Genomic DNA, 12,109 nt, shown 5'->3' on the forward strand with positions numbered 1-12,109 from the left:
GTTCATAGGCAATAAAAACTAAAGAAACAGCAGGAGGCAGTATGTTGAAACAAACAGCCATCATCAATGGCGATCGGGTAATACAACGCGCCACACTTAAGCTCATGCCATTGCTGGGCTTGCTCTATCTGATCGCTTATATCGATCGCCAAAATATCGGCTATGCCAAGTTGCAGATGGTGGCCTCACTCGGCGTCAGCGAAGCGGTCTATGGACTCGGCGCATCGCTCTTTTTTATTGGCTATCTTTTGTTCGAGGTGCCCAGCAATATGATGCTGGCCAAGATCGGTGCGCGCCGCACGTTTTCTCGCATCATGCTGTCCTGGGGTGTGGTGACAGTCGCTCTGGCCTTCACCAATAGCACCTGGATGTTTTATATCCTGCGGTTTTTGCTAGGAGTTTGCGAAGCCGGATTTTATCCAGGGGTGTTGTATTACCTGACGCTTTGGTTTCCTGCTCGTTCCCGCTCCCGATTGGTCGGCTACTTCATGATCGGCAGTGCCGTCGCGAATGCAATTGCCGCTCCGATTGGGGGCGCTTTGCTCGACCTGAATGGTTTGCTGGGTATGCATGGCTGGCAATGGGTCTTTATCGTCACCGGTATTCCAGCGATAGTGATGGGCGTGGTGGTGTTAAAAATATTGCCGGACACGCCGCGCGAAGCGAAATTTCTTAGCGCTTCGGAAAAAATGTGGCTATTGACCACCTTGCACACCGAAGAAAAAAATATCGCGCCAGGCAAGCCTGCCAACCCCTCCGAAGTATTGCGCGATGGACGTGTTTATCTGATGGCGTTCTATTTTCTGTTTTTCCCGCTATCGGCTTATGGCCTGAGCTATTGGCTACCGACCATCGTTAAGGGTTTTGGCGTCAGTAATACCGTCAACGGTTTACTCAACATCATCCCGTGGGTAATCGTCGCTTTTGCTCTCTGGTGGGTACCACGGCGCTCGGTCATCAAAAATGAACAAACCTGGCATATCGTGCTGCCGGCTTTGTTTGGCGCGCTGTGTTTGTTACTGAGCGTCGTGGTTCCCGGCAACACGTTTAAATTCATTTTTCTGTGTTTGGCGGCGGCCGGAATTTTTGCCGGTCAGCCGGTGCTATGGACCTTGCCTGGCCGCTTCCTGGTCGGTGCCAATGCCGCTGTGGGACTGGCAATGATTAACTCGATAGGAAATCTGGGCGGATTCATTTCGCAAAACGTGGTGCCGATGATCAAGGATCGTACTGGCAGCGATGTTGCCCCCATGCTGTTTTTGTCCGCATGCCTGGCTTTTGGCGGATTGATGACTTTTGTGATGCAGGCAGTGATTCGAACTTCGGAGCGACGCATGGCGAACAAATGAAATAAGAAGCTGATTGGCATGATCCATGAACAACAAGTGTCCTTAAAAAAAGGACCATTGAGGAGACAAAATGATGAACATCACATCGGCGTTTAAAGAAGAAACTCTGGGCATCGTCACCCGAAGATTAATTCCATTTTTGATGCTGTTGTATCTTGTCGCTTATCTTGACCGTTCCAATATTTCGGTAGCGGCATTGCAAATGAACGCTGATCTGGGTCTGAGCGCCAGGATGTATGGCCTGGGGGCGGGCCTGTTTTATGTTTCCTATATTATTTTTGAAGTCCCCAGTAATGTGATTCTGGTACGGGTTGGTGCGCGCCGCTGGATCGCCCGCATCATGCTGACCTGGGGTTTGGTGGCTTGCGGCATGGCATTCATTCATACGCCCACTCAGCTTTACTCGATGCGCTTGTTGCTGGGCGCGGCGGAAGCCGGTTTCACACCGGGCATTATTTATTACCTAAGCCGCTGGTTTCCCTCCAGCAACCGCGCCCGCGCCATGTCTTTTTTTTACATCGGCGCAGCGCTTGCTTCGGTCATCGGGCTTCCGCTGTCCGGCGGCTTGCTCAAGCTGGATGGCTTTTTCGGAATCGCCGGCTGGCGCTGGCTTTATCTGGTCGAAGGGGTGCCGGCAATGCTGCTCGGTCTGGTCGTACTGAAGTGCCTTCCGGATAGCCCGAGTGATGCGAAGTGGCTGTCTCCCGCGCAAAGCGAATGGCTAACGCGGACGATCGCAAAGGAATCGACTCAAGCTCCGGGCGGGCATGCCGCCGGCTGGCGTCATGCCTTTACCGATAGCAAAGTGTGGTTGTTGAGCGCATTCTGGCTGCTGCAAGCATTCGGTACCATTGGCGTGACCTTATTTTTGCCGCAGATACTGAAAGGACTTTCCGGTGCGTCCAACTTTGAAGTCAGTCTGCTTTCTGCGTTGCCTTTTCTGTTGGCGTGCGTATTGATGTATTTCAATGGTCTGCATTCCGATGCGCACCAGGAGCGTCGCTTGCACCTGGGCGTGCCGCTGCTGATTTCCGGGTTCCTGCTTGCGATCAGTATTTATGCCGGTAATCTGACGGCCACCTATTTGCTGTTGCTGGTAGCGGTCGGACTTAATTGGGCGGTAACGCCGGTTTTCTGGGCCGTGACGACCGAGTATCTCGCCGGTGGCGCTGCCGCTGCCGGGGCAATTGCATTGATCAATGCGGTTGCTAACCTCGCGGGCGTCGGTTTGCCGCCGGTGATGGGCTATATCAAGGACGCGACCGGCAGCTATGACGACGGTTTATTGCTGGTGGCCGGCGCATTGGTATTGGGCGGCGCACTGGGGCTTTCGCTGGCGCGCAGATGTGCCGTACGACCTTCATCATGAAAACTGAAATCCTGTTGATCGGCAAGCGCACTCCTTTTCTGATGGGATCGCGCGAACAAAGGTACACCGCAGATCATTTTTACCGGCGCAGGATACGGATTTTATCGACCGCACCGAATATTCACGTCATCGTTCCTTCGTAACACCAGTCTAAAACAGGGAGTTTTTCATGCTTAAAATTACTATTCTGCAACGCATTCTCTCCGGTGGCATGGTTGCCATCGTGCGCGCCGATTCTGCCGAAGCGGCGCTGGCGCTGGCAGAGGCTTGCATCTCCGGTGGGATTACGGCGCTGGAAGTCGCTTTCACGACGCCGGACACGCTGGACGTGTTGAAGACCTTGCGCCAACGGCATGGCGCTGATGTCTTGCTCGGTGCCGGTACGGTACTCGATCCGGAAACGGCGCGCATGGCGATACTGGCAGGTGCGCAATTCATCATCTCACCCAGTGTGAACGTGGAGACCATTCGCATGTGCAATCGTTATCAGGTACCTGCCATGCCGGGAGCGATGACACCGACCGAGATTGTGACGGCACTGGAAGCCGGTGCCGATATCGTCAAAATATTTCCCGGCGATAGTTTTTCCCCTTCCTATATCAAGGCACTGCGCGCACCGCTGCCACACGCACCGTTGATGCCCACCGGCGGGGTTACGCTTGAGAACATGGAGGAGTGGTTCAGATACGGCAGCGTGGCGGTCGGTATCGGCAGCAGTCTGACCGGCCCGGCGCAAACCGGCGACTATGCCGCCGTCACTGTGAAGGCGCGTGCCTTTGTTCACCGCATGAAAGAAATTAAGGCCGACATTAAGGACTCAGCATGACAACTTATCAGGGCATTTATCCGATTCTGTACGCATTTTTCAAAGCGGACGGAACGCTGGATCGTGACGCGATGCGCCGTCAGGTCGAGGCCAGCATTCGTCATGGCGCGCACGGCATTGCCATTCTTGGATTGGCGACCGAAGCCAACAAACTATCGACCGGCGAACGTCGTCAAGTGATGGAGTGGGCGGCAGAGGATATTGCTGGTCGGCTACCGTTAGCGGTGACGATTAGCGAGCCGAATATTCCGGAGTATGTGGCGTTTGCCAAAGCCGCCGCCGCACTGGGTGCCAACTGGGTGGTGCTACAACCGCCATCCGGCCGCAGCGTGCCGGAGATTGAATATATTCGCTTTTTTGGTGCCGTGGCGGATGCTTGCCCGGTGCCGGTAGCGATTCAAAACGCAGCGATGTATTTAGGCACGGGTTTATCGGATACTGGTTTGAAAACGCTGGGTCGGAATCACTCGAACGTTAAGATTCTGAAGGCCGAAGGCGCTGCGGCCGCAATCCGTCAAACCATTGAAACCACGGAAGGCATGTTCACTGTATTTAACGGGCGGGGTGGTTTAGAACTCCCTGATAACTTGCTGGCCGGCTGCGCCGGACTGATTCCTGCACCTGAATGTTTCGATGTCCAGGTCAAGATTTACAACCTCATTCGGCAGGGCGGCGAAGATAATCTGCAACAAGCTTTGGTGCTGTACCGCGAGATATTGCCTCTGATTGTGTTCCTGATGCAGTCGATCGATAATTTTCTGTGCTACGGCAAGCGCTTGACCGCACGCCGACTTGGACTGAAGCAGGTATTTGATCGTGCCCCAGCGCAAGCACCTGATGCGTTTGGCTTAGCAACCCTCAAACGCTATAGTGAATATTTGCCTATCTGGTAGTGCTTCAGACCCGATTATGAAGTACGGGATTGTGCTACCTAGTGGCGATGGAATCGTAATCACCAACATCTACACATGATATTGGGCGTATCTACCCTGAAACAGCAACTGGCATTGATCGCTTGAATCCGCCGTCATTAAAAATGGGCGGGGCTTGCCGCAAGCTTCTTGAAAATACGCCAATCAGGGAGAGCTTTGCGTACGTCTTATTTATGGAATGAGTCGGCTGTCTCTTAAAATTTTCCATATTTAAGATAAGCTTCCTGCGGATCGATACCTTCCAGGATTGCTGTACGTACTTTGTTTTCCTGAGCCATTGCCGCCTCGGCCAGTCTTAGCGTCGATTCGATCGCTTCCTTGGGGATGCGGATCAGGCCATCAAGGTCACCGAACAGATAATCGCCGGGGCTGATCGATACCTCGCCGATGGTCACTGGTTGATCGATGGCATCGGGTAGCCAGCAGTCGACAACATCGCGCGGCGTAAAGTAGCGATGCCAGACCTGAAAGCCGAGACCGATGATGAACTCGGCATCTCGTACACCACCGTCGGCTATCACGCCACGAACGCCTTTTAGCTTGAGTGTTTCTGATGATAATTCACCCATGTGCGCAACGGTCGAATCGTTCGGCTGGATCACCAGTACATGGCCGGACTTGGCTTGGGATAGCATCCCGGTCCATTGCACCAGCGTCTCGTGCGCGTCGCTGCTGATGCTGACGCGCCCGCTCACCGTGAATGCCGGACCACACAGCTTTTGACCAGGGATCAGCGGCCGTAGTGTTGGCGGCAAGGTGAAGTTACGCAGGCCTGCGGCGCGCATTACGTCATGTAAAATTCCTGAGTAGCAGCATTCAAGGCGCTTAACGAAGGGGAAAGATTGGTGGTTCAGCATGGTTTCTCCTGATTTTTTGTGGAGTTTTTCGGTCTGCAGCAGGGGACTGTCACGCTGGCGCTAATCCATGTGAAACACCTTTTTCATCGTCGCCCAATGCTCGCCATCGGCCCGTGATGCAAGCGGCACCTGGCATGGATCACAAAACAGCCACCATTGCTGCGTCTGCGGATCTTGGGCCAGTTGGCGCATGTCGGCATCAAAGTCGTTTCCGACATACTCCCAATAGCTAAACAGCAGATTTTCCGGTTCACGTAAGAAAATACTGAAGTTCTTTATATTGGCTATGTGTAAAGCGTTCAATACGGTTGGCCACACGGCAGCATGCAGTGTTTTGTATTCGTCAATTTTGTCCGGCTTGATCCCAATCATCATTCCCATGCGTTGCATGATGAGTCTCCCGCTTGTCGTGACATTTCGTTGAGGGGGTCTTGGGCCGATATCAATGGTGACATTCCCAGTTTTTCAACATCAATTATGTCGACTATGAAATACGTTGACGTCGAGCCGCATTTGTTTCAATTTGCGTCCAGTCCCATTCAATCCCCAATCCTGGCGTCATCGGGGGACGCGCGTATCCGTCTTCAATGCTAATGCGTGAGCTTGTGATGCTGTCGAGTTGCGGAATGTACTCAACCCACGCGGCATTGGATACCGCGGCACTCATCGAGACGTGGAGTTCCATCAAGAAGTGGGGACATACTGCGACGTTGAAACTCTCTGCCAGATGCGCCACTTTCAACCAGGGCGTTATTCCTCCGATACGGGCAACGTCGACTTGCACGATGGAGCACGCGCCGTGTTGCAGGTATTCGCGGAAATGCGCGATGGAATAGAGCGATTCACCCACCGCAATGGGCACACTGGTATGGGCCGACAGTCGCATATGCCCATCCATATCGTCTGAAGGCAGTGGTTCTTCGAACCAGGCCAGATCAAATGCTTCAAATTGGCTTGCGCGTCGCATGGCTTCGCTGACGGTAAATGCCTGATTTGCGTCAACCATCAACTCAAAGGCGGGTCCCACTGCTTCTCGTACAGCCGAAATGCGCGCGATGTCTTCGCTGACATGGGACTTTCCCACTTTCATCTTTGCCCCTTTGAATCCTTGATTTTTTGCGACCAGCGCCTCTTTTACCAGGATATCAACCGGTAATTGCAACCAGCCGCCTTCGGTTGTATAGACCGGTATTTTTTCTTGCGCACCGCCTGCCTCTATCCACAGTGGGTTATTGCTTCGTTTCGCCCGCCAGTCCCATAACGCCGTATCGATAGCCGCTAATGCCAGACTGGTGATGGCGCCGACCGCGGTTGCGTGTGTGCTGAAGTAGAGCTGGCGCCAGATCTGTTCGATATTCGCGGGTGAGACGCCGATTAATTGTGGCAGTAAGTGGTCAGTTAGCAAGGAGACCACGGACGTGCCTCCTGTGCCTATGGTGTAGGTATAGCCGATACCTTCAGATCCATCATCGCAAAGGAGGCGAACGATGGGTGTTTCCTGTTCGACGAATGACTGTATCGCATCGTGGCGAACTACCTTCGGCGTCAGGTTAACGAGAAAAACTTCCGCTGAGACAATGTGAACCATACGCATCTTTCAGTCATATTGAAGAGCTACTGCTGGCGACGGGGCGTTGAAATGGCATCGACCTTGATCATCAGCAGTTCTGATCTTGATTCATTAATCAAGCATCGATCAACGCCGGTTCCCAACTACGGGTGGGGGTTGTCGCGGCTTGCGCAGATTGACGGAAAATAATTTACCAATGAAATGATATACCTACTTATAAAATTTAAATGACATATTTTCTTATTTAATTCCATCTTGAACTGCAAGCCTAGTTAGGCTGTCGCATAAAAAATTACTCGTCATCGATAAGTTGATTGGCTGAATAATTGCCTACGGATGGGGTTAAATCTCAATTTTAGATCTGATGCTATGCGAGAATTCTAGAAATGGAGACAACGCTGCTAACGTGAAAATATAATGAAAACTATTTTTATTGATAAAATTAAAAAGGCGCTATATACTCGTTTCATGGATGTGTCCTGGTGGCAATAATGACCTTCCGGAAAACCACGAATGAGGTAGAAGCAAGCATGAACTCGCAAACTATTTTGTTGGCCCCCGAAGATAACTGCGTGGTTGCCACTACGAACCTGGAGCAGGGAGCGCATCTGGAACTGGATGGTGACGTGGTGGTGGTGTCTGTCTCGGTCACGTTGGGTCACAAGCTGACGCGCCGGGCGCTGTGGGCGGGGGAGAGAGTCATCAAATACGGTGCGGTGATCGGTCATGTCACTGAAGATGTCGCCAAAGGTGTGCATCTCCACACACATAATATGGTCAGCGATTACATCCCGACTTATACGCTCGATAGCGGTAAAAGTTTCGTACAGCATGACCATTAAAAAGGAAGAAACTGAGGTGATCACATCGGCGAACACACTCCGTGGTTATTTGCGTGATGATGGCCGCAAGGGCATACGCAATGTGGTCGCGGTCGCTTATCTGGTCGAATGTGCGCATCATGTGGCGAGCGAAGTTGTACTGGAATTCCGCAAGATGAGCGAGCCATCTTTGTGCGTACATCTGATCGGCTTTCCCGGTTGTTATCCGAATGTCTATGCCGAACAAATGATGGAGCGTTTGCTGACGCATCCGAATGTCGGTGCCGTGCTGCTGGTATCGCTTGGCTGTGAGAGTATGAACAAGCGTCATCTGGAGCAAGCAGTGCGCGCATCAGGCAGGCCCGTGCACACCTTGACCATCCAAGAGACCGGCGGTACCCGGAGCACGATTGCCAAAGGCGTCGAATGGGTGCAATGGGCCTTAGCGAGTCTGCGACTGCAAAAAACAGTGACTATGGCCTTGTCTGAATTAGTGGTCGGCACGATTTGCGGCGGCTCGGACGGTACTTCCGGCATCACTGCCAATCCCGCCATCGGTCGTGCTTTCGATCTGCTGATAGAGCAGGGTTCAGTCTGCATTTTTGAAGAAACTGGCGAACTCGTCGGTTGCGAATTTCATATGCAGAAGCGCGCCGTGACTCCAGAACTCGGGGAAGAAATCGTCAAGTGTGTTGCCAAGGCGGCGCGCTATTACAGCATCATGGGCCATGGTAGTTTCGCCGTCGGCAATGCCGAGGGTGGCTTAACCACACAGGAAGAAAAGTCCATGGGCGCCTACGCCAAAAGTGGCAGGTCGCCCATCGATGGCATCATCAAACCGGGTTATGTTTCCACTCCGGAAGGCAAAAACGGAGGTTTGTATTTGCTGGACGTGGTGCCGGATGGCGAGCCGCGTTTCGGTTTTCCGAATATTGCCGACAACGCCGAAATTGTTGAGCTGATCGCTTGTGGATCACATGTCATTCTGTTTTCCACCGGCCGCGGTTCGGTTGTCGGCTCAGCGATTTCGCCGGTGATCAAAGTCTGCGCCAATACCGAGACCTACAAAAAAATGACCGATGACATGGACATCAATGCCGGTCGGATTCTGGATGGTGAGGGCACGCTGGAAGAAGTCGGGCAAGAGATTTTTGATTTGGTGCAACAAGTGTCCAGAGGGATTAAAAGTAAGTCCGAAGATCTTGGTCATCAGGAATTTATTCTAACTTACAAATCCTTCGATCCGGTCGGCCCTTCCTGCTTGCCTGCAGGTACGCGCATGCGGAGCTTGAACAGCGCCTAGCGTCCACGAACACCAGTTAAAAAAATAATATCAGGAAGTTTGAGGAGAGTATTTCATGGCGTCAGTCAGCATCAATCAGATATACAAATCGTATGGCAGCACGCCTATTCTGAAAGGCATCAATTTCGAGATCGCCAATGGTGAATTTGTGGTCTTGGTTGGTCCTTCCGGTTGTGGAAAATCAACCTTGTTGCGCATGATCGCTGGCCTGGAAGAAGTCAATCAGGGCGAAGTGAAAATCGATAATCAGGTCGTCAATACGCTGGCACCGAAAGATCGCGATATCGCCATGGTGTTCCAGAACTATGCGCTGTATCCGCACATGTCAGTGCAGGATAATATGAGCTTTTCCTTGCGTCTGGCCAAGCGTCCGGCGGCGGAAATCGAAGCACGCACCAAGGCCGCAGCGGATATTTTGGGATTAGATCAATTGCTGCTCCGCTTTCCCCGGGAGTTGTCAGGCGGTCAGCGTCAGCGTGTAGCGATGGGGCGTGCCATCGTTCGCGATCCTAAAGTATTTTTGTTCGATGAGCCGTTGTCGAATCTCGATGCCAAGCTCCGCGTACAAATGCGCACTGAGATCAAAGCGCTGCATCAGCGCCTAAAAACCACCTCTGTTTATGTCACCCACGATCAAATCGAGGCGATGACCATGGCGGACAAAATTGTCATTATGCATGACGGGATGGTTGAGCAAATGGGCGCACCGCTGGACGTCTATGACAACCCGGAAAATCTGTTCGTTGCTGGTTTTATCGGTTCTCCTGCGATGAATTTTTTGCGCGGAACCTACCGACAAAAAGGCGATGCGGCCTGGGTCGAATTCGTCGACGGCGGAAAATTGGCCGCTCCCGTTAGCGATATTCACGATGGCCATGCTGTGATCTTCGGCATGCGTCCTGAGCATCTCAGTCTGGCGAATGGCAGCGTTGGGTTGAGCTGCAAAGTCAATGTCGTTGAGACCACCGGCGCGACGACTGAATTATTTTGTCTGCATGGCAAAACTGAAATTTGCGTAATTTTTCATGACCGGCATCACTTCGTTTCTGGCGAGACAGTAACGCTGGTACCGAAATCCGGTCGCGTCTATTTGTTCGATGTGGAAACTCAACAGCGTTTACGTTAAGACTGAAGCACACAATGAAAACCAACGCCCGAAAACAACTCGGTAAAACCGATTTACAAACTACTGCGCTCAGCATGGGCACGGCTGGTCTGGCGGGTTTGTATCACGGGGTACCGTTTGATGATGCCATCGCTGCGCTGCAAGCCGCCTGGGATGCCGGCATGCGCTATTTCGATACCGCCCCTTATTACGGTTACGGCAAAAGTGAGCACCGGGTAGGGCATGTCTTGCGCAATTTCTTGCAGTATGCGGAACGCAGCGAATTTGTCTTGTCTACCAAGGTTGGTCGCATCCTGAAATCGCGTTCGCGTCCCGGCGCCCAGCCACGCGACATCAATGATGGCTGGAACAACCCGTTTCCTTTCGAGCCAGTGTATGACTATAGCTATAGCGGCGTCATGCGTTCGTTTGAAGACAGCTTGCAACGGCTGGGCATGGCTCACATTGATATCTTGCTGGTACACGACATCGGCAGCGCGACGCATGGCGAATTGCAAGCGCAGTACTGGCAGCAATTGACGGGTGGAGGCGGCTTTAGGGCGCTGGATGAATTGCGCCGCAGCGGTACGATCAGCGCGGTCGGACTGGGGGTGAACGAAACCGACGTCGTCATGGCGGCGATGCAGGAATTCGATCTTGATTGCTGTTTGCTGGCGGGGCGTTACACCTTGCTGGAGCAACAGGCATTAGATCAATTCATGCCGGAATGTAGCCAACGCAAGGTCTCAATTCTGCTCGGCGGGATCTTTAATTCCGGCATTCTCGCCAAAGGCATGAGTGACAGCAAGGGGCTTACCTACAACTATGGCCCGGTCCCGCCAGCGGTGATCTCGCGTGTGAAGCAACTTGACGCAGTGTGCCTCGAATTCGATGTCTCTTTAGCGGCAGCCGCTCTTCAATTCCCCTATGCCCACCCACAAGTGGCAAGCATCATTGCCGGGGGGCGCAATGCGCAGGAAGTCAATGAAAATACGCGATCTTTCAGACAATTAATTCCAGATGAATTCTGGCATGCATTGCAGTCCCGCGGACTCTTGCATGCTGCTGCTCCACTACCTGTGGGCAAAAAATGAATGATGTCCCGATGACAACATGGCGCATCGATGCGCATCAACATTACTGGACAACGCAACGTAGCGACTACGGCTGGCTGACACCCGCATTACCTACGCTTTACCAGGATTTTCAACCGAACGATCTGGCGCCCTTGCTGCATCAATATGGCATAGACAAATCTATCGTAGTGCAAGCGGCTGCTAGCGTGGCAGAAACAGAATACTTGCTTACCTTGGCGGACACGAATGACTCCATTGCCGCGGTAGTTGGCTGGGTCGATATGCTGGCCGACGATGCGTCTGCAACGATTAGTCAGTTCGCGCAGCACAAGAAATTCAAGGCTCTGCGTCCCATGCTGCAAGACTTGCCGCAGGATGATTGGATCAGTATGGCCGCACATCAAACCGCGCTGGACTCCGTAGTGCAAGTCATGCTGGAACATGAACTGGTTTTCGATGCGCTGGTGCAGCCACGTCATCTCAGTCCTCTGCACTTATTCGCACAACGCCATCCCTTGTTGCCGATTGTGATTAATCATGCCGGCAAACCCAACATTGCGGAAAGCGCCTGGCAACCCTGGTCAACGCAAATGGCTGCACTGGCCTGTCTGCCTAATGTGAGGTGCAAATTATCCGGTCTGATTACTGAAGCCAGTCCCGACTGGGTAGAGGAGCACTTACGTCCTTATGTCAATTATTTGATCCAACATTTCGGCGCAGGGCGCTTGATATGGGGCAGTGATTGGCCGGTACTTAATCTGAATGGCAGTTATGCCGATTGGTGGAACGCCAGCGAAATTTTGCTGGACGCGTTAAGTGATGCCGAACGTGAGGCGGTGTTCGGAACGAATGCCAACGCTGTTTACCGCTTAATGTTGTAGAGAGGAGTAGGGAGTGTAGT

13 protein-coding genes are annotated in these 12,109 nt (G+C 52.6%); 10 read left to right on the plus strand and 3 right to left on the minus strand.

Features of this window, described 5'->3' with window-relative positions; all coding sequences use genetic code 11:
• Positions 1 to 41: 41 nt before the first annotated feature.
• From RGU70_RS10565 to RGU70_RS10585, 5 genes are all read left to right on the plus strand, one after another.
• A complete protein-coding gene (locus tag RGU70_RS10565) occupies positions 42 to 1,349 on the plus strand; it encodes an MFS transporter (RefSeq protein WP_322209348.1) in 1,308 nt (435 codons plus the stop codon).
• A gap of 70 nt (positions 1,350 to 1,419) precedes the next feature.
• Entirely contained in the window at positions 1,420 to 2,718 is a 1,299-nt protein-coding gene (locus RGU70_RS10570) for an MFS transporter (protein WP_322209349.1), read from the plus strand.
• Positions 2,715 to 2,861 carry a hypothetical protein gene (locus RGU70_RS10575; protein ID WP_322209350.1) on the plus strand — a complete coding sequence of 49 codons (147 nt, stop codon included), beginning with the start codon at positions 2,715 to 2,717 and terminating at the stop codon, positions 2,859 to 2,861. The genes RGU70_RS10570 and RGU70_RS10575 overlap by 4 nt, the downstream gene beginning before the upstream one ends.
• A gap of 26 nt (positions 2,862 to 2,887) precedes the next feature.
• Positions 2,888 to 3,544, plus strand: coding sequence for a bifunctional 2-keto-4-hydroxyglutarate aldolase/2-keto-3-deoxy-6-phosphogluconate aldolase (locus RGU70_RS10580; RefSeq protein WP_322209352.1), 657 nt, complete (start codon positions 2,888 to 2,890; stop codon positions 3,542 to 3,544).
• Entirely contained in the window at positions 3,541 to 4,437 is an 897-nt protein-coding gene (locus RGU70_RS10585; RefSeq protein WP_322209353.1) for a dihydrodipicolinate synthase family protein, read from the plus strand. The genes RGU70_RS10580 and RGU70_RS10585 overlap by 4 nt, the downstream gene beginning before the upstream one ends.
• A 233-nt stretch (positions 4,438 to 4,670) precedes the next feature.
• On the opposite strand, the gene RGU70_RS10590 is transcribed toward RGU70_RS10585, so the two are convergent.
• From RGU70_RS10590 to RGU70_RS10600, 3 genes are all read right to left on the minus strand, one after another.
• Entirely contained in the window at positions 4,671 to 5,333 is a 663-nt protein-coding gene (locus RGU70_RS10590) for an RraA family protein (protein ID WP_322209354.1), read from the minus strand.
• Between the two features lie 60 nt (positions 5,334 to 5,393).
• On the minus strand, positions 5,394 to 5,723 hold the full coding sequence (locus RGU70_RS10595; protein WP_322209355.1) for an L-rhamnose mutarotase: 330 nt from the start codon (positions 5,721 to 5,723) through the stop codon (positions 5,394 to 5,396).
• A 94-nt stretch (positions 5,724 to 5,817) separates the two neighbouring features.
• Positions 5,818 to 6,921 carry a mandelate racemase/muconate lactonizing enzyme family protein gene (locus RGU70_RS10600; protein WP_322209356.1) on the minus strand — a complete coding sequence of 368 codons (1,104 nt, stop codon included), beginning with the start codon at positions 6,919 to 6,921 and terminating at the stop codon, positions 5,818 to 5,820.
• A gap of 512 nt (positions 6,922 to 7,433) precedes the next feature.
• Between RGU70_RS10600 and RGU70_RS10605 the strand changes: the two genes are divergently transcribed.
• The 5 genes from RGU70_RS10605 to RGU70_RS10625 are packed head-to-tail and all read left to right on the plus strand — an operon-like array spanning position 7,434 to position 12,089.
• Entirely contained in the window at positions 7,434 to 7,745 is a 312-nt protein-coding gene (locus RGU70_RS10605) for a UxaA family hydrolase (protein ID WP_322209357.1), read from the plus strand.
• On the plus strand, positions 7,735 to 9,027 hold the full coding sequence (locus tag RGU70_RS10610) for a UxaA family hydrolase (protein WP_322209358.1): 1,293 nt from the start codon (positions 7,735 to 7,737) through the stop codon (positions 9,025 to 9,027). Before RGU70_RS10605 ends, RGU70_RS10610 begins: the two co-directional genes overlap by 11 nt.
• A gap of 55 nt (positions 9,028 to 9,082) precedes the next feature.
• Positions 9,083 to 10,153, plus strand: coding sequence for a sn-glycerol-3-phosphate ABC transporter ATP-binding protein UgpC (locus RGU70_RS10615; RefSeq protein ID WP_322209359.1), 1,071 nt, complete (start codon positions 9,083 to 9,085; stop codon positions 10,151 to 10,153).
• A gap of 14 nt (positions 10,154 to 10,167) precedes the next feature.
• On the plus strand, positions 10,168 to 11,226 hold the full coding sequence (locus tag RGU70_RS10620) for an aldo/keto reductase (protein ID WP_322209360.1): 1,059 nt from the start codon (positions 10,168 to 10,170) through the stop codon (positions 11,224 to 11,226).
• Positions 11,227 to 11,237: 11 nt separating this feature from the next.
• A complete protein-coding gene (locus RGU70_RS10625; RefSeq protein ID WP_322209361.1) occupies positions 11,238 to 12,089 on the plus strand; it encodes an amidohydrolase family protein in 852 nt (283 codons plus the stop codon).
• Positions 12,090 to 12,109 lie beyond the last annotated feature (20 nt).

Origin of the sequence: Herbaspirillum sp. RTI4 (assembly GCF_034313965.1) — a bacterium.
In the GTDB taxonomy this organism is placed as follows: domain Bacteria; phylum Pseudomonadota; class Gammaproteobacteria; order Burkholderiales; family Burkholderiaceae_D; genus Herbaspirillum.